This is a genomic window from Clostridium cuniculi (assembly GCF_004353185.1).
GTDB classification, from domain to species: Bacteria; Bacillota; Clostridia; order Clostridiales; family Clostridiaceae; genus Clostridium; species Clostridium cuniculi.
In genome coordinates, this window is sequence record NZ_SMUS01000001.1 from 114898 (window position 1) to 137818 (window position 22921).

Sequence of the window (22921 nt, forward strand, 5' to 3'; positions counted from 1 at the left end):
TATTACTAAAAAAGGTTAAGAAGTTAGAACGCTCAACTTCTTAACCCTTTTTTAATATAATTACTTTTTAGATTGATTATATATATCGAAGGCTACTGCTGCTAATAATACAAGTCCCTTAATAGTTTGTTGCCAATCAGATCCTACCCCCATTAATGACATACCATTATTTAAAACTCCCATTACAAGTCCACCAATTATAGCTCCAATTATAGTTCCAACTCCACCTGTTGCTGATGCTCCTCAAATATAACAAGCTGCTATTGCATCTAATTCAAATCCTTCTCCTGCTCCTGGTGTAGAAGCATTTAGTCTTGCTGCAAATAATAATCCTGCTAATGCTGCCATAATTCCCATGTTTACATATACCATAAACATTACTTTTTTAGTTTTTATTCCTGATAATTTAGTAGCTTTTTCATTTCCTCCTAATGCATAAACATGTCTACCTATTACCATTTTGTTAGTCACAAATGAGTATAATACTATTAATGATCCTAAAATTATAAATACAAATGGTATACCCTTATATATAGCTAGCCAATAAGAAAATAACATTATTACTAAAACAGTTGCTAATATCTTTCCTATAAAAATATTATTAGATAATTGTTCTATTCCATACTTAGCTTGTTGATTTCTTTTTCTATACTCTAATACTACAAAACATACAGAAATAATGGCACCTATTATGAGAGTTAATATATGAATACTTCCATTTCCGATATCTCCTAAGAATCCCATTGCTATATATTGAAAACTTGCTGGAAAAGGAGATAAAGTATTACCATTAAGAATTATCATAGTAAGTCCTCTAAATATAAGCATTCCTGCAAGAGTTACAATAAATGCTGGTACCTTAACATATGCTATCCAGAATCCTTGCCAAGCACCTAATAAAGCACCTACTACTAGTCCAATTATTATACCTACCCATACTGGTAGCCCCATTGATATAATTAATACACCTGATATGGCTGAAACTAATGCAACTATAGACCCAACAGATAAATCAACATTTCCTGTTAAAATACAAGGTAACATACCAACTGCTAATACCAAAATATAACTATTTTGTAGAATTAACTTTGTTACATTCATAGGTTTTAATAAAACACCGTTAGTTAAAATTTGGAATAGCAATGCTATTACTATTAATGCTATAAACATTGCATATTTACGTGTATCAAACTTAAATTTCTTATTTCCCTTAATATTGGTATCACCACTAATTTTTACTGTACTCATTATACCATCTCCTTCACATTACTTTTCATAATACATTCCATTATGCTTTCTTGAGTAGCTTCGTTTTTAGATAATTCACCAACAAATTTTCCTTCATTCATAACATAAATTCTATCACTTAACCCTAGTACCTCTGGCAAATCAGAAGATATAACTATAACTGATTTTCCCTTACTTGCTAATTCATTTATTATTGTATAAATTTCATATTTAGCTCCAACATCAATTCCTCTAGTTGGCTCATCAAGTATTAACACATCTGGATCTGCAAAAATCCATCTTGCTAACATTACTTTTTGTTGATTTCCTCCTGATAAATTTCCTGTTTTTTGTTCAATATTTGGAGCTTTTATTCTTAGCTTTTTCATATAATCTTTAGCTATAAAAATTTCTCTACTTCTGTCTATAACACCATTTTTACTAATTTTCTTTAAGCTCGGTAAAGTTATATTATTTTTTATATTATCAATCAATATAAGACCTTGTGATTTTCTATCTTCAGTTAAGTAAACGATTCCTTTTTTAATAGAATCCTCTACAGATGAAATGGTAATTTCCCTTCCATCTTTAATTATTGTTCCTGTAATTTTTCTTCCATAAGATTTACCAAATATGCTCATAGCTAATTCTGTTCTTCCTGCTCCCATTAATCCAGCAATTCCAACTACTTCACCTTTTTTAACATTTAAATTAACATTATCAATAGCAATTTTATCTTTAAATTCTTCCGAATATACTGTCCAATTTTTAATTTCAAATGCTGTAGTTCCAATTTTACACTTTCTCTTTGGATATCTATCAACTATATCTCTACCAACCATTCCCCTAATTATTCTATCTTCTGTTATTTCTCCTTCTTTTTTAGATAAAGTTTCTATACTAGCACCATCACGTATTACAGTAATTTCATCTGTTACTCTTGTTACTTCATTTAATTTATGGGATATTATAATAGCAGACATTCCTTTATCTCCTCTTAATCTTAAAATAAGATCAAGTAATTTTTCACTTTCCTCATCATTTAATGCTGCTGTTGGTTCATCTAATATTAATAGCTTTACACTCTTAGATAAAGCTTTAGCTATTTCAACCAGTTGTTGTTTTCCAACACCTATTTTATTAACTGGAGTTTCTGGATCTTCCTGTAATCCTACAATATCCATTAACTTTTTCGCTTCAAACCTAACCTTGTCCCAATTAATAATTCCTTTTTTTTGTTGTTCATTTCCCAAAAATATATTTTCCATTATTGATAATTCTGGAATAAGGGCTAATTCTTGATGTATAATTACTATTCCTTTTTTTTCACTATCTTTTATATTTTTAAATTTGCATACTTCTCCTTCATAAACTATATCCCCTTCATAAGTTCCATAGGGATATACTCCACTTAATACATTCATAAGTGTAGATTTACCAGCCCCATTCTCTCCAACTAGAGAATGTATAGTTCCTCTTTTAACTTTTACATTTACATTATCTAACGCTCTAACTCCTGGAAAAGTTTTAACTATATTCTTCATTTCTAGAATTATATCATTCACTTTATACCCCTCATTTCTCAATACAATTTTTTTAAATTATTTAATTATTTTAATTGATCTTCTGTATAATATCCTGATTTAACTAATAATTCTTCATAATTATTTATATCAACTGCTTCTGGCTTTACTAAGTAAGAAGGTACAACATATGCTCCATTATCATATGTTTCTGTATCATTTATAGGTGGTTCTGTTCCATCAGTAATTGCATCTATCATTTCAATAACCTTTGCCGCCAAAGACCTAGTATCCTTAAATACTGACATAGACTGTTCCCCAGCAACTATAGCCTTAACATTAGCAATATTAGCATCCTGTCCTGTTATTATTGGCATCTTCTTATCACCTTTTCCATATCCAACAGATTTTAATGCTGATTGTACACCTAATGCTACTGAATCATTTGAGCATAAGATTGCATCTATATTTTCACTTGTATAATAAGCTGTAATTATATTATCCATTCTAGATTGTGCCTCTTGTTCATCCCAATTTGGCGTTGCACACTTCTCCCTTGTCATTTGCCCAGACTTAACTATTAATTGGCCATTATCTATATATTTTTGTAAAATACTCATAGCTCCATTAAAGAAATAAACAACATTATTATCATCTAATGGACCTGTTGCGATTTCAAAATTATAAGGTCCTGATCCATTTTTTAAATCTAACTTCTCTTCTATATATTCACCTTGAATTACTCCAACATTGAAATTATCAAATGTTGCATAATATGTTACTGCATCTGTGTTCATAATTAATCTATCATAGGCAATAACTTCTATTCCTTCACTTTTAGCTTCATTTAATGCTGCTGATAATACAACTCCATCAATTGCTCCAACTACTAATATATCCACACCTTTTGTTATCATGTTTTCTATTTGATTGACCTGAGTTTCTACTTCATTTTCTGCAAATTGTAAATCTACTTCATATCCTTTTTCCTTTAATGAATTTGCTATATTATTACCATCTTGATTCCATCTTTGTAGTGATTTTGTTGGCATTGATACTCCGACTTTTACTCCCTTTGGTTCAATATTATCATTTGTTGTACTTATAGTTGTGGTATTTCCACATCCTATCAAACTTGTGATTGATAGTGTAAATGTTAATGCTAACGCTAAAAATCTTTTCATATTTATCAATCTCCTCACTTTTTGTTTACGTTTTCATTGTATCATTTTAACAATTTGTAAAAAACTCCAATTTCCTAAAAAAGGAGTAATTTTCTAATATAATAAAAACAGAGTATATCATTAATATTTATACTCTGTTTTATATAAAACTAAATTATATCTTTTAATGTATATTTAGACATCTCATTTACAAATTCATCTAAAGATTTAGAAATAATTCCTTTAAGCTTACATTCTTCATTAACTAATGGACATGTACCTGATAAGCTCATACATTCTACTATATTTAAATTTTCTTCTGTTAACAATAGAACTTTTCCTAAATTTATCTCCTTTGGATCTAAGCCTAATTTTAATCCACCATTTCTTCCTTTCAAAGATATTATATATTCTGTTTTTGCTAACTTATTTATTACTTTTTTCAGATGGTGTGATGATATCTCTAAATCTTTAGCTAATATATCTACTGTCAAATTTTCTTCTGAGTTTTTAGCCAAATATATTAATGCCCTAAATGCATAATCCGTAAATTTTGATAACTGCATAAGTCCCTATTCCTTTCATATAATGTAAACTAATTATAACATAAAATAAAATATGCATTTTATTTGCACATTTTATTTTTATATGTTATATTATTATTACAGAGTACTAATAATTATTATTAATAAATAATAATTCAATAAAGGAGAGATAATATGTTAGATCAAAAAACTATAGATATAATAAAAAGTACAGTACCAGTTTTAAAGGAGCATGGTTTAGAAATTACAACAACTTTCTATAAAAATATGTTTGCAAATAATCCTGAGGTTAAACCATTATTTAATATGGATAAACAAAATTCTGGCGAACAACCAAAAGCTTTAGCTATGACTATACTAGCTGCTGCTCAAAACATAGACAACCTTCCAGCAATTTTACCTGTAGTAAAAAAGATAGGTGAAGTGCACTGTGATCGTCAAATTACTGAAGGACATTATCCAATAGTTGGCTCAAATTTATTAGCTTCAATTAAAGAGGTTTTAGGTGATGCTGCAACTGATGAAGTTATAGAGGCTTGGGGTAAGGCTTATGAAGTTATCTCTAAAATTTTTATAGATGTAGAAAAAGAAATTTACCAATCAAGAAAATAAACATATAAATAATAAAAATTCCACTATTTAGCTTAACTAAATAGTGGAATTTTTATTATTTAAGTAGTATTTAAATTAGTTATTATTTAACTTGTTTAACACTTCATCTATGTCTAAACCATGAACCATACAAGCTTGTTCTAAAGATTCCATTGTTGCTGATGGACATCCTAAACATCCCATTCCTAAAGACATTAATATATCTGCAGCCTTTTCGTTTGAATTTATAATTTTACCTATTGTCATATCCTTTGTTATCATATTTATTCCCTCCAATATTTATTTTCTAATTCCTCTAAAATTAATACATATTTATTTTTTATTTCTTTATTCTTAAATTCGAAATTCTCACATTCCATATTTATAGTTTCTAATACTTCTGTACTTAATTCTCTTTCTGCAAACTTATAAATAACTCTATCTTCTTTATCTATATGCCTTGCTAATAAGTGTGTATATGAAATTGCATTAGCTATAACATCTAATTTAGCTTCTTTATCTCCATTTTTCATCTTTTCTAATGCTTCTACTAACTGTCTAATATAAAGTCTTCCTAAGTCATGTTCTACAAGCATTCCCTGATTTACTACTTTTTCTGCAGTTTCTCCTATATACTCAACCATTTTAGTAAAAAGAATATCTTCTTCCTTTTTATGATGATGTTTATCTGAATAATTTCTTATAAAATCAATTATCTTATCAAAATCTTCATATATTATTTCTTCTTCATTCATAATATTCAGACATACTTTTCTAACTACCTTAAGCATTCTCAAAATATATTTATGTTCTTCATTCATTATTTCTATTGCTTTCATATATACTATTCCTCTTAACTCCTTTTTCTAATAGCTTTTATATCATTATCTAATTCAATATATTCATAATCCTTATTCATTTCATTAACAAAAGCACTTATCCATTGATTTCTTAAATCATAAAATGTTTCAACTGGTACTCCTTCATTTTCCCAAATTTCTTTATGAACACAAATTCTTCTTTTCCACTCTACAATTTCATCATTTGAAGTAATAATTTCATTAACTCTATCACATGGCATTCCATCTAATATATAGTCATTCATACTATTAAATATATCTTCTGCAGTTACATTAGTTAATTTAACTTTTGCTTCCTTAGCTGCGTTAATACCTTGCTCCGTATATATTTTTTTCAATTCAGAAATATATTCATTATTATCATTTAATATAGTACTTGTCCACGCTGCCATTCTGCCCTCTGCACTATGAATTTTACTTTGTAACCATCCATGAATATTACTTGTATCAATAATTTCTTCTAAATTTTTATTTGTAAGTTTCTTGCCATATTTTAAATTTATTTGATTTTCTAAATTATCTACATCTGCGATTTTAGCTTTTGAAAACTCTATTACTTTATCTTCTAGCCCTTCAAACCATAATACTTTATTAAATAACCAATAATGTATTTTTCCTAAAAATAAACTCATTTTTCTTCTCCTTTTACCTTTTATAATATTTTTGTTTTAAACTATATTATTAATATATATCAACTTTCAATTATATTAAGTAACATTTGTTACAATTATTAAATAATATACTTATAAATCTTAATTTTTCAATTTATAAAACTACTAATATAAGAGCCTTAAATTTTTCTTCATATAAAAAGACTGTATAAAGATCAATCTCTAATCCCTATACAGTCACTTTATTGATTATTAATACTATTTTTCGTTTAATTTACTCATTACTTCATCTAGTTCTAACCCATGAACGTAACAAGCTTGCTCTAAAGTCTCCATTGTTGCAGATGGGCATCCTAAGCATCCCATTCCAAACTTGCTTAATATCTCCTCTGCTTTTGGATTCATTTCTAATATTTCACCAATTGTATTATCCTTATTTATCATGATTTAAATCTCTCCTTTGTATATTATGCACTAACTTTTACATAATTTAAATTTATCTATTTTATATTATATACTAAATATTAAATTATATCTGTAACATAAGTTACCATATTTTATCCAAATTTCATCTTTATTATATCTGATAGATTTATTTTAACATTTATATGCCTTTTTAAGTAATATAGGAGTCACTATAGTCGTAATAATTACCATAATTATTACAGAAGGTAAAAAGTAACTATTCATAATCCCTAATTTCATTCCTTTATTTGCAACAATAAGAGCAACTTCTCCCCTAGATATCATCCCTATTCCTATCTGTATAACTTCACACTTAGAGTATCCACATAACTTAGCTCCAAGACCACAACCAATAACTTTAGTTATCATAGCTATAACTATTAAAACAATTGTCATAATTATAACTGATATACTCATTTTAGGAATAGTCATGTTTATTCCTATACTTGCAAAAAATATAGGTGATAATAACATATATGATACTATATCAAACCTTTTAACTATATATGGTGTTTCTCTATTTCTTGATAATACTAGTCCAGCAATAAATGCACCTGTTATATCAGCAACACCAAAAAAAGCTTCTGCTGAAAATGATAATAATAAGCAAATTACAAATGCACCGATAACAAATCTCCTCTTATCAATATCATATTTACTTATCCATTTATCAAAAAATATATATACTAAATATCCAATAATAAGAGCAAATATAAAGAAACCTATAATTTTCAAAATTACTATCCAAATATTAATAGAACTATCAGCTAAGCTACTTACTACTGTTAAAACTAAAATTCCCAAAATATCATCTATAACAGCAGCACCTAATATTATACTAGCTGATTTTTCAGATAATTTTCCTAGTTCCTTTAATGATTCAACTGTTATACTAACTGATGTAGCAGTTAAAATTGTACCTATAAATATATTTTGTAATAATTCACTTACAGTAGTTAAACTTCCATCATTAAAAATGTACGCAACTGCAGTTCCACCTATTAATGGAATTATAACTCCCAATAAAGCTACTATAAATGAATGCTTCCCAGTACTTTTTAATTGGCTTATGTCACTTTCTAATCCTGCTGTAAACATTAATACTATTACCCCAAGCTCTGCCATCCTACTTATAAAGTCTGTTTCTTTCAATATATTAAGAAATGATGGTCCTAATATTACTCCTGCAAGTAGTGCTCCAACAACCTGTGGCAAATTAAATCTTCTTGTTATTAATCCTAAAAGCTTTGTACTTAGTAATATTAATGCAATATCTAATAAATATTTATATGACATAATATCAGCTCCTTTTAGTATAGGAATTTATTTAATTCTACTGCGTATAGCATATTTATATATATTTATTAACTTTAAAATTTATAACTTCTATGTTAGCTATAATTTTTATTATAAATTAACTACAATTTTTATTATAAAAAAGTAGGTATAGTTAAAATAAATTTCAACTATACCTACTCTTTTTACAATATATGTCTGTTCCCCGGAGGTCCTCCCTTTATTTTACAAATACTATTTTTACTTTAAATAGATCTCCGTCTACACTGATGTTAAAAATTCCACCTTGAAGCTCAACAAAGCTCTTAGCAATTGCAAGTCCTAACCCAGAACCCTCAGTGTTCCTTGACTCATCTCCTCTTACAAATCTTTCTGCTATTGTATCTACATTAAATGTTATCTCTTCTGCAGCCATGTTTTTCATTATTATCTCAACATTATCTTTATTTTCAATAATATCAATAAATACTCTTGTATTAGGCATTGCATATTTAGTCATATTAATTACTAAGTTTTCAAATACTCTAAATGTACGTTGACTATCTAAAGGTAATATTACTTTTCCTTCTGGCATATTCTTTCTAACTGATAAATTTGCTTCTTCAAGTTTATCCTCTAATTCAAGTAAAGTTTGCTTCATTAAAGCTATAACATCAATATTTTCTATATTTAATGTTATATTTCCACTAGTTGCTTTACTCATTTCAAATAAATCTTCTATTAAAACTTGAAGCCTTTGCGCCTTCCTGTCTAACGTTTCAATATATTGCTTACGTTTTTCCTCTGATAGATTTTCATCTTTTAAAAGATCTGCATAAGTAATTATTGCTGTTAAAGGAGTTTTTAAATCATGTGATACATTTGATATTAAGTCAGTCTTCATTTTTTGACTCTTAACCTCTTCATCAACAGCCTTTTTAAATCCATCTTGAATCTTTTCTAAATCATTCTTAAATGGTTCAAATAATCCTAAATCTTCTTCTATCTTTACATCTAAATTACCTTTTGCAATTTTACTTGTTGCTTCCCTAAGCTTACTATATTTTTCACTTATTTTATCAACATATTTTCTTATTACAAAAAATAAAACAATTGAATAAAGTATAACTACAGGAATTCCAAAGATCCAAATAAAAGATATTATTAATAATATCGCTGCATTTATTAATAATACTTTTATAATTAACTTATTATTCTTTTCTCTTAAATCTACTTTTGTTATTTCATCTAATATTCTTTTTATAATCCTAACACAGAACATTATTACCATTCCAAAAATAGTTCTTTTCTTTATATACTCTATAACTCCAACATTAAATACATATTTAATAACTAATACAAAGAAAAACACTGCTGCATAGCTTAATGCCCATATTATAAAGTTAAATATCCATATTAATCTCTCTGGAATAATTAAACTAGGTATTACTTCTGTAAATATTACTTGTAAATCTCCATTTAAAGTAGCTTTAATAAGCTGACCTGATAATGCTCCTAATGCTGCAATAGCAAATCCAATAATAAATATCCAAATTTCAAATGGAATCTTGACTATTCCTTTAAATAATGCTGTAGATTTCGCCTTCTTAATAGGGAATATCAACGCTATTAATGCTATAATTCCTGCTATTATAAATGCAACACCTGCCCCCATAGATTCATACATACTAATATCAGCATTCTCTACTCCCCATTTAATATTATCATAAGCATTTAGAACTTTAGGTACTGCATAAACAAATGTCATATTCTTAATTGGATTAATAGTTATATCATAATACCCCTCTTCGTAATCACTGTACGAAATAGCATAGTCATTTCTAATATCAATTAAAGCTCCTTCTATATTGGACTCTAAATATTCCTTATCAGCACCAATAACTCCACCAACATTTACATTACCATTATTATCAAAATTAATTACGACGTAAAATTGATATTCATCTTTATTTACACCTGATAAATCAATATTATTATTTTCAAACTTTACATTTCCATTTAAAGTTGTATTAGTTTTATTATTTGCAGTATTGTAATAGTAATATTTTAAATTACCAAAGTTTGCACTATTATTCCATCCTAAAATTGTTCTATTAAATTCACCTATATTCTCATTTAACTCTTCTTGTATATAAGTATAATATTCATCTGATTCTTCTATTATATTCTTTTTTATATCTAACAAAAGGTCACTTGCATTTTGATTTTCATTTTCCTTAATAGAATCATAGTATAATCCATAACTTATATCAGTCACAACATTGGCAAATCTATATTCATTAAAATAATTTACTTTTACCCTTTTAGCAGTTTTATTTATTGTTGTGTACGAGCTACACATTCCTAATGCAGCAGTAACTATTATAGCTATCATTAACAACATAGCTATAATACCTTTACTCTTATATTCTTCTTTATACCTTTCTTTAAATTCTTCGCTTTCTTTATTAACTTTCAATTTTATATACACATCCTTTATTATTATTTTATTGTTAATACTCCAAAGACTTATAAGTATATACTAATTTATCTTTATAAAGATTAACCTATACAAATTCTAAAAATTTTCTAAAGAATTTAAAATAAAAATGCTAGATACCAACTTATTAGTACCTAGCATTTTTTAATCTTATCGCCTATTTATTATCTCTAAAAATTAATTATTTTATATTTATATCTATATTAAACCTGCATATTTTCTTTCTCTAATCTATATACTATTTTCATAGATCTCATTGTTTTTTTTACATCTAAAAATCTAGCTAATCCTTTATTATAAAATAAATCTCTATTAAATTCTTCTGTTACTTCTTTTGATATTGTCTTTAAATATTCATTAAACATTTTATCTGTCATTTTATCTATATTATTATATATTATTTCTATATTATTATTCAATCTGATTACCTCTTTTAAAATATCCAATCACTTGGAGTTAAACATACTTTATAAAGAGTATTTTTCATGCACTTACCTTTTTCAACATACTTCTAAAAAACTTGAACTCTTAATTAAGTTGTTCTAAACTAAAAAAGACCTTAGTTTAAACTAAAGTCTTACAACAATCTAAAATTATCTTCTATTTTGTTCTTTTTTAGCTCTTCTACAAGATATACATCTTGTTGGCTCATTTTTAAAGCCTTTTTCTTTATAGAATTCTTGTTCTCCTACTGAAAATATGAATTCACTTCCACAATCTTTACACTTTATTGTCTTATCTGTCATAAATATATTCCTCCTAAAATTAAAGATTCTAATTTGATAATAATCTCTAATTTATTTATTGAGAAACTATTTACCTAATATGAAACTTTTTAGCATTTGCGCTATTTGTATATAATAACATAACATTCAATTTATTGCAAGCTTTAAATTTAAAAGTAATTTAAAGTGTTTATTGCTTTTCAATTTTATATACACATCCTTTATTATTATTTTATTTTTAATACTACAAAGCCTTATAAAATGTACACTTTTAATGATTAAAAAAATTTTTATTAAATATATGATTTATATATTTATTGAAATTTTACAATTATTATGGTATGTTATACTATATTAAAAGTGATATAATATCACTTTTAATAATTATCTTTATGTCGTTTTATTTGAAACAAAAAAGAAGTCACTCCACCCATAATTTGTGACTTCCTTTTTATATTTATCATATTAATATACTAGAAATTCATATCCAACAATTACATTTGAAAATAGTATTTATATCACTTTATAATAATATTGCTTATTTTATTTTTAAGGGGGATATATATGACTACAAACCAAATTAATAAAGATGAATTAATCTTAAAGTTGGACTTTTCTTCTTCGGAAACTGTAGACAAGTTTATTGATTTCTTAAAAGCTACTAATATCGATGTTAAAGGGATTGGAAGGGATGAATTTTTAATTAAAGTCCAATAACTATCGAGTAGGAGGAAAATAATTATTTTATTTTCCGTCCTCTCACCTCACCGTGAGTACCGATCTAGTACACTGCGGTTCTTTAAGTCTAGTGAATTTTCATATATTGATTCATTAGACTTTTCAATCCTAAATCGTTAAAAAATTAATTCGTAAATGTAGTGTTCAATATAGGACTATTAGAAATTCGCCAGTATCCTTTACGTGTATTGATTAATACTTGAATCATCAATAGTTGTTTCTGCAAAAGCTGGTATTGTATTAACTACAATAAGGCATACTAATAAATACATAGGGCTACTGGAAATACAAAAGTATTAAATAACGTTGTCATTTCATTCATACTATACCTTTCTTTTATTTTTTATATTAAAAAAGAGCCTAGTTTCCTAAGCTCCTATAATCTTTTTTGATGAATTTTTGACGTTTACTTTTAAACCTTAGTATTTTAAGTTAATTCAAGGGCTTTATTGCTTTTCAATTTTATATCCAACTCCCCACACAACCTTTAAATATTTCGGATTTTTAGGATTAATCTCAATCTTTTCCCTTATCTTTCTTATATGAACCATTATAGTATCAGTATTTATCGCTTGTTCATTCCACACTCTTTCATAAATTTCATCAGCAGCAAATACTCTTCCTGGATTTTTTATAAGCAATGCTAATATTTTAAACTCAATAGGAGTTAACTTAACTGGTTTTTCATCAACAGCAACTTCCTTAGTATCAAAATTTAATTCTAATCCACCAACACTATAAATATTTTCTTTAACCTCTGGTTCTTTTACCATATTTAAAAATTTTGAATATCTTCTAAGCTGAGAATTAACTCTTGCTAATAATTCTAATGGTCTAAATGGCTTAGTCACATAATCATCTGCCCCTATATTAAGGCCCATTATCTTATCAACTTCTTCAGATTTTGCAGATAACATTATTACCGGAAAATCATGCTTTTCTCTAAGTTTCATAACAAAAGTTATACCATCCATTTTAGGCATCATTACATCAACTATTGCTAAATGAATAATTTCTTTTTTTAACACTTCTAATCCTTCTATTCCATTATTAGCTATAAAAACATTATATCCCTGGTTACTTAAATATGCTTCTATAGCAATTGCTATATCATTTTCATCTTCAACAACTAAAACATTATATGAGCTCATCTTATTCATTTCTATTTACCTCTTTTTTTATTTTACAAACATGTTCAATTACCATATTATTAACGATAATTTCAAAAAATAAATAATAACTATATATAATTCTAAAGATTTTCTAAAAAAGTTCTCCAGTAAAAATTAATTAAATTTTTAAACTTAGAGAAAAAAAGCACATAACTAGCCTATATATTTAAAAATGCCTTCCCCTAAAATATATCCAGCTGAAATAAATACACTATTCCATATCAGTATTCCTAAAGCTGAATATACTGTATACTTAAAAAAATTCATTTTAAGTACTCCTGCTGGTATTGCAATTATAGTTCTTGCAACAGGAATAAGCCTACTTACAAATACACCAATATGACCTTTACTTCTTAAATATTCTAACTTTTCATCTATGTACTTTTTTTGCTTCGGAAACTTATTAATATATTTATCTAATAAAAAGTTTCCACCATAAAACCCTAAAAAATATAAAGCCCAACTTCCAATTACACCAGCTATAACTGATAATATTAAAACAAAAAGAAAATTCATCTCTCCTCTTGATATCCATAAACCTGCCAATGGCATTATTATTCCTGCCGGAAGTCCTGGTAAGTTTAAATACTCCAGAAATACAATTATAAATATAAATATTACGCCGTACTGCGACAAATAATTTAAAATACTATTAGCATCCATGTTTTTTCTCCTCCAAATTTATCCTTTTATTCCTTATTATAATTCTATAATATATCTAATAAATAAAGAAGATATTATGCTAAATCTAAAGAAATTCTTAAGATTTAGTATAAGAAAAGACTATTACAACCTAAGTTACAATAGTCTTACTAACAAATTAATTATTAAATTATCTTTTACTTTTAACTTATCCCATACTTAAAGGTAACTCAATAATAAATGATGTTTCATTATTAATTATACTTTCAGCATGTATTTTACCTTTGTGATCATCAACTATAGCTTTGGCTATAGAAAGCCCAAGTCCATATCCACCAGTTCCTCTATCCCTTGAATCATCAACTCTATAAAATCTTTCAAATATTTTTTCCAAGTGTTCTTTTTTTATACCTTCTCCAGTGTTTTTAATTATTAATTTAGCTTTATTTCTTTCAGAAACAAGTGATACACCTATCTTTCCATTCTTATTTGTATATTTAATAGCATTATCCATTAATATACTTATAAGCTTTTTTATTTGATCTTGTTCACCCTTTATAAAAATATTATCAGCTACATCTTCCTCTAATATTAGTCCTTTTTCAAATATCACTACTTCGAATACTAATAAAGAATCACTCACTATCTTACTAAAATTAATATTAACTCTTTCTTCCTTCTTCCTATTTGCATCTAAATTTGCTAATGATAGCATCTCATTAATTAATGTTGACATTCTACTGGCTTGGGAGTCTATATAATTAATCCATTTTTTCTGACTCTGTATAGTTTCTAACTCATTTTCCCTTAATAATGAAACATTAGTCTTAATAATAGTTAGTGGAGTCCTAAGCTCATGGGAAGCATCTGCTATAAATTGTTTTTGCTTTTTAAAGGTTTCTTCTAATGGGTTTATAGCCTTATTAGTAAAATATATACTTATAAAAAATAATAAAACTAAACTCAATAATCCAACCCCAATAAATATTTTTAATAAACTCAATAACATCTCTTGTTGAAATGATTTACTCATTAATACTATTCTTTTACCATTTCCTATATCTTGCTTTAAATATGCAAAACTTTCACCATTAATTTTTATTGTATCCATATCTTTGCTACTATTGATAACTTTTGTAACAATATTATTTATATCTAAGTCATCAGTATTTAACCTTGAGGAAATAGCAACTATTTCATTGACATTATCTAAATCTATTTTTATTGTCATATCCATTCTGTCATCCTTAGGAATTGGCTTTTGTTGTGGAGCAACCATCATATTACTCCATAATTGCATACGCATATCCTTTTCCATGCTATAAGCTGTACTTAAATATATGGTTCCAAATATACCTATAAATACTGCTGTTAAAAGTCCCATATTAATTAATACAAATTTTGTTTTTAGTTTTTTAAACATCTCTAACTTTCCTCCAATTTATAACCAACACCTCTCACTGTAGTTATATTGGTAGTAGATGCAACATACCCAAGTTTTTTTCTTAAAAAAGAAATATATACCTCTATATTATTATACTCTGCATCTGAATCATATCCCCATATTTTACTTATTAACTCATCTTTGGTTACTATTGTTTTTGGTCTTTGCATAAAACATCTTATAATCTCAAACTCCTTTAAAGAAAGTTTAATGCTATTATAAGGTCCTTCTAATTCATAAGTAGAAATATTTAATTTAATATCTCCAAATTCTAAAACATTATCATTTATAATTTCTCCTTGTCGTCTAGTCAAGGCTCTTAATCTTGCTAATAATTCTTCTGTTGCAAATGGCTTTGCTAAATAATCATCAGCCCCACTATCTAGCCCCTTAACTTTATCTTCAATTTCTCCCTTAGCTGTTAATAGAATAACTGGAGTTTTTATATTCTCTTTTCTTAACCTTCTAAGAACTTCTAATCCATTAAGCTTAGGTAGCATAATATCTAACACTATTACATCATATATATCTGTTAATCCATAATCTAATCCATCTTCACCATTATATACAGCATCAACTACATATTTATTTTTACTTAATATTTGATTAAGCGCTTCTGAAAGCTGTATCTCATCTTCTACAAGTAATAATCTCATTAATCTCATCCTCACTTACTATATATCTAATTCTTTACCAAAATTTTAACATAGAACTTAAATATTTAGGGTATTTTTAAGATTATTTTAAGGTTACAGTACTACTATTAATTTGTAAGTTAACTTAAATTTAACATTAGCTAAAATTGGAGGTGAGTATTTTTATGAGTAAACCTAGACATGAGTTGAAATTTTTTATTAATGTTTCTGACTATTTTGCAATAAAAAATAGAATTAAACATATAGCTTCTATTGATAAAAACGCCAATTCATCTGGAACTTATTCTATAAGAAGCTTATATTTTGATAATTTTAATGATAAAGCATTACTTGAAAAAATTAATGGTTATAGCAAACGTGAAAAATTTAGAATTAGATATTATAACGATAATTTTGATTTTATTAGACTAGAGAAAAAAAGTAAAGTTAATGGTCTATGTACTAAATTTTCAGCAGCACTAACAAAAGAACAATGCGAAAAGATATTAAATAATGATATTGATTGGATGCTTACTTCTGATAAATCATTAATTCAAGAATTATATTTTAAAATGAAATCTCAAATGTTAAAGCCTAAAACAGTAGTTGACTATACACGAGAAGCTTATATTTATAGACCTGGAAATGTTCGAATCACTATTGATAGCAATGTGAGAACGGGTATATGCTCACAAGATATGTTTAACACGGCTCTTCCAACGATGAAGATTCCTAATAATGACACAATAATTTTAGAAGTAAAATTCGATGAATTTTTACCTGACATAATAAAAGATACAATACAGACTAATACAAGAAAATCAACTTCTATTTCTAAATATGCTAGCAGTAGAATGTTTGGATAAATTAAACACTTAAACTTTGGAGGGATTATACATGAATTCACAAATTAACTTTTCTGATATTTTTAAATCAAGTTTTTTAGAAAAGACTAGTAGTTTTTCAATTACAGATACTTTTTTAGCATTAGCTCTTGCTCTTGCAATTGGATTATTTATATTCTTAATTTACAAAAAAACATTTAAAGGCGTTATGTATTCAGAAAGTTTTGGTGTGTCTTTAGTTGCTATGACTTTAATAACTACATTAATTATTCTAGCAATAACTTCTAATGTAATTTTATCACTTGGTATGGTTGGTGCATTATCTATAGTTAGATTTAGATCTGCTATAAAAGAACCTCTTGATATTGCCTTTTTATTTTGGTCAATATCCGCTGGTATAGTTATGGGAGCTGGTCTTATCGCTTTAGGTATATTAGGTTCTGTATTTATAGGAATTGTAATGCTTATATTTGTTAACAAAAAAAGTACTGATAATCCTTATATATTAGTTGTAAACTGTTCAAATGATAATAGTGAAAATGAAGCTATTAAATTTATCTCTGGTTCTGTTAAAAAACATGTTGTTAAATCAAAAACTGTTTCTGCAGGTTCTGGAATTGAATTAACTGTAGAAATTAGATTAAAAGAAATGTCAACTAAATTTGTAAATGATCTTAGCCATATATCTGGCGTAAATAACGTTGTTTTAGTTAGTTATAATGGAGAATATATGAGCTAATAAATAGGTGGTGTAAAAATGATTTCAAATAAACACTTCAATAAGCTTGTTTCTATATTAATGATAATAGCTGTAAGTTTTTCATTAATTCTTATAGCATTACCTAAAAGCTCAACTTCTACAACTTATATTGAACAACCTGATTATGTAACAACAATTTTTGATGATGATAAAGTTATTGAGATAAATATAGAAATGGATGAAACTGCTTGGCAAGAAATGCTTGATAACGCTTCTGCTGAAGAATATACCGCTGCTAATATAACTGTAAATGGTACAACTTATAACAATGTGGCTATTAGACCTAAGGGGAATTCTAGCCTATCTCAACTTGTAATGGATGATACTACAGATAGATATAGTTTTAAAATCAAATTTGATGAATATGTTGATGGACAGACCTTAGATGGCCTTAGCAAACTGGTACTAAATAACAATATGTCTGATGCTACTTATATGAAAGAATATCTTTCCTATAAATTACTTGAGTCATTAGGTGTTCCAACTCCAGAATGTGCATATGCACATATAACTGTTAATGGAGAAGAATGGGGCTTATATCTTGCAGTTGAGCCTATTGAAGAAGAGTTTATTGCAAGAAACTACGGTTCTACAGATGGTAACTTATATAAACCTGAAAGTGATAGTGTTGCTATGGGAAATAAGGATAATCAAAATGATATGAACGATAAAACTGATTTTAATCCTAAACAAATTGATCAATCCCAAGACTCAAGTAACAATACTACTTCTAGCAGTACTCAAAATTCTAGCAATCAAATGCAAACTCCTCCTAATATGAATAATGGAGATACTTCTGGACAAATGCAAGCTCCTCCTGATATGAATAACGAAAATAATTCTGGAGAAATGCAAGCTATTCCTAATATGAATAATGGAGATACTTCTGGACAAATGCAGACTCCTCCTGATATGAACAACGGAGATACATCTGGGCAAATGCAAGTTCCTCCTAATATGAACAACGGAGATGCTTCTGGACAAATGCAAGTTCCTCCTAACATGAATAATGAAGATTCTTCATCTGAATCACAAGCATCTGATAACACTGGTAATATCTCTAATGAATTACCTTCAAACATGCCTAATGGAATGGGTGGAGGTATGATGGGTGGCGGAATGGGAGGAAACTCTAATGGCGCCGATCTAGTATGGAATAGTGATGATATATCTAATTACTCCGCTATCTTTGATAATGCTATCTTTAAAACTACAGATAGTGATGATTATACTAAAATATTAGATATGATTGAACATCTTGATAGTATGGAAGATATAGAATCTTACTTAGATGTAGATGAAGTATTAAGATACTTTGCCGCTAATACATTCTTAGTTAATCTTGATAGTTATGTTTCTAATATGAATCATAATTACTATTTATATGAAAATAATGGTATAGTAAGTATCTTACCATGGGATTATAATTTATCATTTGCAGGATTCCAAGCTGGTTCTGCTTCAAATGCAATAAACTTCCCTATTGATTCACCTGTTTCAGATAGTTTAGAGGATAATCCTTTAATAGCTAATCTATTAGAAGTAGATGAATATAAAGAATTATATCATCAATATTTAAATGATATAGTTGAAAACTTTATTAACAATGGAACTTATGAAACTCTTATCGCTAAAACTGATTCATTAATTAGTGATTATGTAAAAAATGATGCTACAGCTTTTTATACCTTTGATGAATATGAAAATGCTGTTAGTAACTTATTAACATTTGGATATGATAGAGCAACTAGTATCGCAGCTCAACTTGATGGTACTCAACCTTCAACAAGTACTGGAACTATTGAAACTACTGTTGATTTAACTGCTATGGGCCAACAAGGTGGTGGAAATGATAAAGGTGGTATGAATAACATGGTAAATAAACCAGATAATAATACTACTCCAACTAATAATAGTAATGCTACTAATACAGATAGCTTTACTCCAACATCAAATGATACACCTGAAAATGCTAGTGCTCCAATGAATAATTCTCCTGGAAACATGGGAGGTAATTCTTCAAACTTAGATCCAACAGTTATGATGCAAGCAATGCAAATTATTCAAAGTTCTGAAGATGGTACTATTACAGACTCAATTAAAGATGAATTATTAAATCTAGGATTAACGGAAGATGATATTACTCAACTTTCATCTATGGAACTTCCTAACCAAGATAGTAATATGCAAGATTTTAAAAATAATAATTTAGCAATGGGTCCAAATAATACTTCTTCTAGTAATACCTCTTTAATAATCACACTTTCATCAATTGCATTATTAATAATAGCAATACTTGTAGTATCATTATTTAAAAAGAGAAAATACATTAGCTAAAATATTGCGCACTATTATTAGTGCGCAATTTAGTTATTTTACGCTTTTGACTTCGAATTCTTGGAATCTATATTTTTGTCCAGTTGGATTAACCTTTCCTTCTGGAACTTCTTCAACAAACATATCATAAGGTCTTACAAAAAGTCCACAATCCCCATATAAAGCTCTATAAAGAACCATGGTTTCTTGAGTTTCTGAATGCTTAACAAAATCTTCAACTAAATATAAATCTCCCTTAAAATGTCTGAAAATCTTTCCTTTAGAATTAGATATATCTCTCATAATTTTTCCTCCGTTAATAATATTGTATTTAAAAAAAGAAACAGTTTGCTATTAACAAACTGCTTCATCTATTATATCATTATTTTCCACTTCAGTATTTACTTCTTCTTCATAAATTAAATACTTTCCATGAACCTTTATAAAATAATCTCCACAAAGATATAAAGGATATATTAACCATATCATAGTTATGTTTACATCAAAATTGTACTTATCCCAAATCATTAATATAGCAACAAATGAACAAATTATTGAAACTCCATTATTAATTATTAATGTTTTAATATTATTTACTTTTATTATCCTTAAGTTAATTACAAATAATATTATTGTAAATATTGAGTATAATACTGATTTTAATAAGTTTTCTATATTATAAATATCAACTCCATACTTTTTCATATAAAGTACATACTCAAACTTTTCCTTGTACTCTTTCCCCATCTTACTCCAAAAATCAAAGTCAGACCACTTATTTGGAATCATATCTAATGGAATAGAAATTTTAATATTTGTAATCTTAAAAAATATAAATACGGAAGCAATAGCCATTAAAATATATAGACTTACTAAAACTGGCTTATTTCTTGATTTAAATAAACTAGTTATTATTTTAATTAAAATCAATACTAAAGTGACAATTGGAAATATTAGTGCTATAAACTTTGCTATTATATAATAGATATTTCCGCTAATAGCCATTTCATTAATTCCAAATTTCATTTTAAAATCTTCAATCTTATTTAATGTTAATCCTGTGCCATCTATTGTTAATCCATCTAGAACCTGCGTGGAATCTTCAGTAGCTTGAATCATAATATTTGCTTTAGAACCTTTTAAAATTCCCCTTACAATTAAAGTTCTATCATTATAAACAATCTCTCTACCTGCACAATTACTACTTCCAAACAATTTATAAGATGTATCATTATCTATTAAACACCCCTCTAAATCATCAGCAAATAGGTTTGATCCCTTAACTAATAAATTAGATGAGCCCTTTATAATTAAAACATCTAAATCACTTGCTATTTTCCCTAAATCAGGATTATTAGCAGATTGTAATGACTCCTCAGCCCATCCTACTACAGCTAACTCTGGATCTGCTTCTTTTATAGTCTTAATGAGCTCTGTATTATAATTTTCATTTTCAAAATAGAAATTTAAAGTTTTATTTTCACTTCCTATATTATTTGCATAACCTAAAGATATTCCCCAGCACATAATTAAAGCAAATATAAGAATTATTCTAACTATGTGCTTTAAATACCTTATCATTCAGTCTCCAGGCGAACTCTATCGCCATCTTCTACTGTTTTATTGCTATCAATAATTATTTTATCATTTCTTCCTAATACGCCTTCAGTTACCGCTGCATATTCACCATCTCTTTTTTCAACTTTTACATCAACTCTTTTGGCTGTTAATTCTTCACCTAATACAGTTTCTTTTTCAGTAACAACTAATACATAATAATCAGTACCATCACCTTGTCTTAATGCTGCTAAAGGAACACATGTACCATATTTCTTTGATTTACTTGAAACTACAATTTCTCCGCTATCATCAATTTCTCCTATTCCTACTGGTAAAACAACTGTTACATTTAAAATATCAGCATTATCTTGATTTCTAGAAATAGAGTCAATAGTTAAATTTTCAATAATACCATAAGTACCTAAATTTAAAGCAACAGTTTGCCCTTGTTTTATTGAGGTTCTATTTTCCTTATCAATTTCTCCAACAAATTTATATCCTTCATTCTTATCTGCAATTGATGCTATAGTATCAGTTGTAACTCCACCATTTTCTGCAACGACACTAGTAACTATCCCTTCTTTTTCTGAAATAATTTTTCCACTAGCATCTAATAAAGGTTGAAGTTTTGCAAGTTCTTTATTATATTCATCAGTTTTAAGAGAGTCCTTTGTATCTTGAAGCGCTCTATCTAAATCTACAGTATCATTTGACTCAACAACAGCTGCATCATACATAGACTTCTTTGATTGATAATCAGAATATAAACTTTCTTCTGTTCCTGGATCCTTTTCTTCATCACTTAACTTTGAATAATTATCTAACGCTTGCTTTGCTGCATTCATTTCATTTAAAGCACTTTGTACAGCTTGCTTTTTTACATTTATAGCCTTATTATAATCTTCTGTGGCACGTGTTAAAGTCTTTTGCTCTTGTGCTATATTTTCTTTAATTTCATTAACCTTTTTCTCTAAGTCTTCAGTATCAAGTTCAACTAAGGTATCTCCAACTTTAATAATTGAACCTTCACTTATATTTACATAATTAATCTTAAGACCTTCAACTACAGAAATTTTTTCTTCTCTATTTTTTACAACTACACCCTTAGCAGTAATTTCATCTACTATTGTTTTAGTCTTTGGCTTATCAACTTTAACTCTTGGTATAGTCATAGAATCTGCTGCCCTAGATAACATTGTACATCCTATCATTAATATTAAAAAAGCAAACAACGCTTTTACAGCTTTTTTCTGTAAAGTATCCTTTCCTTTTTTTATATATTTAAAATTTATAACTTTTTTAATTTTTGCTTTTTTACTCATAA

General features: G+C 27.3%; 23 protein-coding genes and 1 pseudogene. 5 read left to right on the forward strand and 19 right to left on the reverse strand.

Translation table 11 applies throughout. The features are described from left to right. Nucleotides 1-60 precede the first annotated feature (60 nt). The 4 genes and pseudogenes from mmsB to EJJ37_RS00505 all read right to left on the reverse strand — a co-directional run bounded on the left by mmsB (nt 61) and on the right by EJJ37_RS00505 (nt 4479). Nucleotides 61-1248, reverse strand: a pseudogene (mmsB, locus tag EJJ37_RS00490) (multiple monosaccharide ABC transporter permease). Then, a complete protein-coding gene (gene mmsA, locus EJJ37_RS00495) occupies nt 1248-2792 on the reverse strand; it encodes a multiple monosaccharide ABC transporter ATP-binding protein (RefSeq protein WP_193553902.1) in 1545 nt (514 codons plus the stop codon). Before mmsA ends, mmsB begins: the two are co-directional and overlap by 1 nt. 44 nt (nt 2793-2836) lie before the next feature. After that, a complete protein-coding gene (chvE, locus tag EJJ37_RS00500; RefSeq protein ID WP_133013635.1) occupies nt 2837-3934 on the reverse strand; it encodes a multiple monosaccharide ABC transporter substrate-binding protein in 1098 nt (365 codons plus the stop codon). A gap of 149 nt (nt 3935-4083) precedes the next feature. Next, nucleotides 4084-4479 carry an RrF2 family transcriptional regulator gene (locus EJJ37_RS00505; protein ID WP_133013636.1) on the reverse strand — a complete coding sequence of 132 codons (396 nt, stop codon included), beginning with the start codon at nt 4477-4479 and terminating at the stop codon, nt 4084-4086. A gap of 153 nt (nt 4480-4632) precedes the next feature. On the opposite strand from EJJ37_RS00505, the gene EJJ37_RS00510 reads away from it, so the two are divergent. Continuing rightward, nucleotides 4633-5070, forward strand: a complete 438-nt coding sequence (locus EJJ37_RS00510) for a globin domain-containing protein (RefSeq protein WP_133013637.1) — start codon at nt 4633-4635, stop codon at nt 5068-5070. Nucleotides 5071-5145: 75 nt separating this feature from the next. Here EJJ37_RS00510 and EJJ37_RS00515 read toward each other — a convergent pair whose 3' ends face one another. The 8 genes from EJJ37_RS00515 to EJJ37_RS00550 form a co-directional block, all read right to left on the reverse strand. Further along, nucleotides 5146-5331 (reverse strand): DUF1858 domain-containing protein, encoded by a 186-nt coding sequence (locus EJJ37_RS00515; protein WP_133013638.1) that lies wholly within the window; start codon nt 5329-5331, stop codon nt 5146-5148. Between the two features lie 2 nt (nt 5332-5333). Further along, nucleotides 5334-5888, reverse strand: a complete 555-nt coding sequence (locus EJJ37_RS00520; RefSeq protein WP_133013639.1) for a hemerythrin domain-containing protein — start codon at nt 5886-5888, stop codon at nt 5334-5336. A gap of 14 nt (nt 5889-5902) precedes the next feature. After that, nucleotides 5903-6541 (reverse strand): hypothetical protein, encoded by a 639-nt coding sequence (locus EJJ37_RS00525; RefSeq protein WP_133013640.1) that lies wholly within the window; start codon nt 6539-6541, stop codon nt 5903-5905. A gap of 237 nt (nt 6542-6778) precedes the next feature. After that, entirely contained in the window at nt 6779-6964 is a 186-nt protein-coding gene (locus tag EJJ37_RS00530; protein ID WP_133013641.1) for a DUF1858 domain-containing protein, read from the reverse strand. 153 nt (nt 6965-7117) lie between these two features. Further along, nucleotides 7118-8284 carry a cation:proton antiporter gene (locus EJJ37_RS00535; RefSeq protein ID WP_204596850.1) on the reverse strand — a complete coding sequence of 389 codons (1167 nt, stop codon included), beginning with the start codon at nt 8282-8284 and terminating at the stop codon, nt 7118-7120. A gap of 217 nt (nt 8285-8501) precedes the next feature. Beyond that, nucleotides 8502-10739 carry a histidine kinase dimerization/phospho-acceptor domain-containing protein gene (locus tag EJJ37_RS00540; RefSeq protein ID WP_133013643.1) on the reverse strand — a complete coding sequence of 746 codons (2238 nt, stop codon included), beginning with the start codon at nt 10737-10739 and terminating at the stop codon, nt 8502-8504. Nucleotides 10740-10963: 224 nt separating this feature from the next. Beyond that, on the reverse strand, nt 10964-11179 hold the full coding sequence (locus EJJ37_RS00545; protein WP_133013644.1) for a hypothetical protein: 216 nt from the start codon (nt 11177-11179) through the stop codon (nt 10964-10966). 174 nt (nt 11180-11353) lie between these two features. Beyond that, a complete protein-coding gene (locus EJJ37_RS00550; RefSeq protein WP_133013645.1) occupies nt 11354-11506 on the reverse strand; it encodes a zinc-ribbon domain-containing protein in 153 nt (50 codons plus the stop codon). A 543-nt stretch (nt 11507-12049) separates the two neighbouring features. On the opposite strand from EJJ37_RS00550, the gene EJJ37_RS20015 reads away from it, so the two are divergent. Continuing rightward, complete coding sequence (locus EJJ37_RS20015) at nt 12050-12202, forward strand: hypothetical protein (RefSeq protein WP_166484623.1); 153 nt, start codon at nt 12050-12052, stop codon at nt 12200-12202. Between the two features lie 467 nt (nt 12203-12669). Here the strand turns inward: EJJ37_RS20015 and EJJ37_RS00555 are convergent, their stop codons facing one another. From EJJ37_RS00555 to EJJ37_RS00570, 4 genes are all read right to left on the reverse strand, one after another. Further along, nucleotides 12670-13374 (reverse strand): response regulator transcription factor, encoded by a 705-nt coding sequence (locus EJJ37_RS00555; protein ID WP_133013696.1) that lies wholly within the window; start codon nt 13372-13374, stop codon nt 12670-12672. Nucleotides 13375-13548: 174 nt separating this feature from the next. After that, nucleotides 13549-14058 (reverse strand): DedA family protein, encoded by a 510-nt coding sequence (locus EJJ37_RS00560; protein WP_133013646.1) that lies wholly within the window; start codon nt 14056-14058, stop codon nt 13549-13551. A gap of 187 nt (nt 14059-14245) precedes the next feature. Further along, nucleotides 14246-15460 (reverse strand): sensor histidine kinase, encoded by a 1215-nt coding sequence (locus EJJ37_RS00565; protein ID WP_133013647.1) that lies wholly within the window; start codon nt 15458-15460, stop codon nt 14246-14248. 2 nt (nt 15461-15462) lie between these two features. Then, nucleotides 15463-16137 carry a response regulator transcription factor gene (locus tag EJJ37_RS00570; RefSeq protein ID WP_133013648.1) on the reverse strand — a complete coding sequence of 225 codons (675 nt, stop codon included), beginning with the start codon at nt 16135-16137 and terminating at the stop codon, nt 15463-15465. A gap of 164 nt (nt 16138-16301) precedes the next feature. On the opposite strand from EJJ37_RS00570, the gene EJJ37_RS00575 reads away from it, so the two are divergent. Genes EJJ37_RS00575 through EJJ37_RS00585 form a run of 3 tightly spaced genes read left to right on the forward strand, consistent with a single transcriptional unit; the run spans nt 16302 to nt 20058 of the window. Continuing rightward, on the forward strand, nt 16302-16982 hold the full coding sequence (locus EJJ37_RS00575) for a polyphosphate polymerase domain-containing protein (RefSeq protein ID WP_420808505.1): 681 nt from the start codon (nt 16302-16304) through the stop codon (nt 16980-16982). Between the two features lie 31 nt (nt 16983-17013). Further along, entirely contained in the window at nt 17014-17700 is a 687-nt protein-coding gene (locus tag EJJ37_RS00580; protein WP_133013649.1) for a DUF4956 domain-containing protein, read from the forward strand. Nucleotides 17701-17718: 18 nt separating this feature from the next. Further along, complete coding sequence (locus EJJ37_RS00585; RefSeq protein WP_133013650.1) at nt 17719-20058, forward strand: CotH kinase family protein; 2340 nt, start codon at nt 17719-17721, stop codon at nt 20056-20058. Between the two features lie 33 nt (nt 20059-20091). Here the strand turns inward: EJJ37_RS00585 and EJJ37_RS00590 are convergent, their stop codons facing one another. Genes EJJ37_RS00590 through EJJ37_RS00600 form a run of 3 tightly spaced genes read right to left on the reverse strand, consistent with a single transcriptional unit; the run spans nt 20092 to nt 22919 of the window. Next, entirely contained in the window at nt 20092-20340 is a 249-nt protein-coding gene (locus EJJ37_RS00590) for a DUF1653 domain-containing protein (protein WP_370773864.1), read from the reverse strand. A gap of 51 nt (nt 20341-20391) precedes the next feature. Continuing rightward, nucleotides 20392-21618 carry an ABC transporter permease gene (locus EJJ37_RS00595; RefSeq protein ID WP_133013652.1) on the reverse strand — a complete coding sequence of 409 codons (1227 nt, stop codon included), beginning with the start codon at nt 21616-21618 and terminating at the stop codon, nt 20392-20394. After that, nucleotides 21615-22919, reverse strand: a complete 1305-nt coding sequence (locus tag EJJ37_RS00600; protein ID WP_133013653.1) for an efflux RND transporter periplasmic adaptor subunit — start codon at nt 22917-22919, stop codon at nt 21615-21617. Before EJJ37_RS00600 ends, EJJ37_RS00595 begins: the two co-directional genes overlap by 4 nt. Nucleotides 22920-22921: the final 2 nt, after the last annotated feature.

Bases quoted from the DNA above. Each gene is read 5' to 3' on its own strand.
- chvE (WP_133013635.1), bottom strand. From the start codon at position 3,934: ATGAAAAGATTTTTAGCGTTAGCATTAACATTTACACTATCAATCACA.
- EJJ37_RS00505 (WP_133013636.1), bottom strand. From the start codon at position 4,479: ATGCAGTTATCAAAATTTACGGATTATGCATTTAGGGCATTAATATAT.
- EJJ37_RS00510 (WP_133013637.1), top strand. From the start codon at position 4,633: ATGTTAGATCAAAAAACTATAGATATAATAAAAAGTACAGTACCAGTT.
- EJJ37_RS00515 (WP_133013638.1), bottom strand. From the start codon at position 5,331: ATGATAACAAAGGATATGACAATAGGTAAAATTATAAATTCAAACGAA.
- EJJ37_RS00520 (WP_133013639.1), bottom strand. From the start codon at position 5,888: ATGAAAGCAATAGAAATAATGAATGAAGAACATAAATATATTTTGAGA.
- EJJ37_RS00525 (WP_133013640.1), bottom strand. From the start codon at position 6,541: ATGAGTTTATTTTTAGGAAAAATACATTATTGGTTATTTAATAAAGTA.
- EJJ37_RS00530 (WP_133013641.1), bottom strand. From the start codon at position 6,964: ATGATAAATAAGGATAATACAATTGGTGAAATATTAGAAATGAATCCA.
- EJJ37_RS00550 (WP_133013645.1), bottom strand. From the start codon at position 11,506: ATGACAGATAAGACAATAAAGTGTAAAGATTGTGGAAGTGAATTCATA.
- EJJ37_RS20015 (WP_166484623.1), top strand. From the start codon at position 12,050: ATGACTACAAACCAAATTAATAAAGATGAATTAATCTTAAAGTTGGAC.
- EJJ37_RS00555 (WP_133013696.1), bottom strand. From the start codon at position 13,374: ATGAGCTCATATAATGTTTTAGTTGTTGAAGATGAAAATGATATAGCA.
- EJJ37_RS00560 (WP_133013646.1), bottom strand. From the start codon at position 14,058: ATGGATGCTAATAGTATTTTAAATTATTTGTCGCAGTACGGCGTAATA.
- EJJ37_RS00565 (WP_133013647.1), bottom strand. From the start codon at position 15,460: ATGTTTAAAAAACTAAAAACAAAATTTGTATTAATTAATATGGGACTT.
- EJJ37_RS00570 (WP_133013648.1), bottom strand. From the start codon at position 16,137: ATGAGATTATTACTTGTAGAAGATGAGATACAGCTTTCAGAAGCGCTT.
- EJJ37_RS00575 (WP_420808505.1), top strand. From the start codon at position 16,302: ATGAGTAAACCTAGACATGAGTTGAAATTTTTTATTAATGTTTCTGAC.
- EJJ37_RS00580 (WP_133013649.1), top strand. From the start codon at position 17,014: ATGAATTCACAAATTAACTTTTCTGATATTTTTAAATCAAGTTTTTTA.
- EJJ37_RS00585 (WP_133013650.1), top strand. From the start codon at position 17,719: ATGATTTCAAATAAACACTTCAATAAGCTTGTTTCTATATTAATGATA.
- EJJ37_RS00590 (WP_370773864.1), bottom strand. From the start codon at position 20,340: ATGAGAGATATATCTAATTCTAAAGGAAAGATTTTCAGACATTTTAAG.
- EJJ37_RS00595 (WP_133013652.1), bottom strand. From the start codon at position 21,618: ATGATAAGGTATTTAAAGCACATAGTTAGAATAATTCTTATATTTGCT.
- EJJ37_RS00600 (WP_133013653.1), bottom strand. From the start codon at position 22,919: ATGAGTAAAAAAGCAAAAATTAAAAAAGTTATAAATTTTAAATATATA.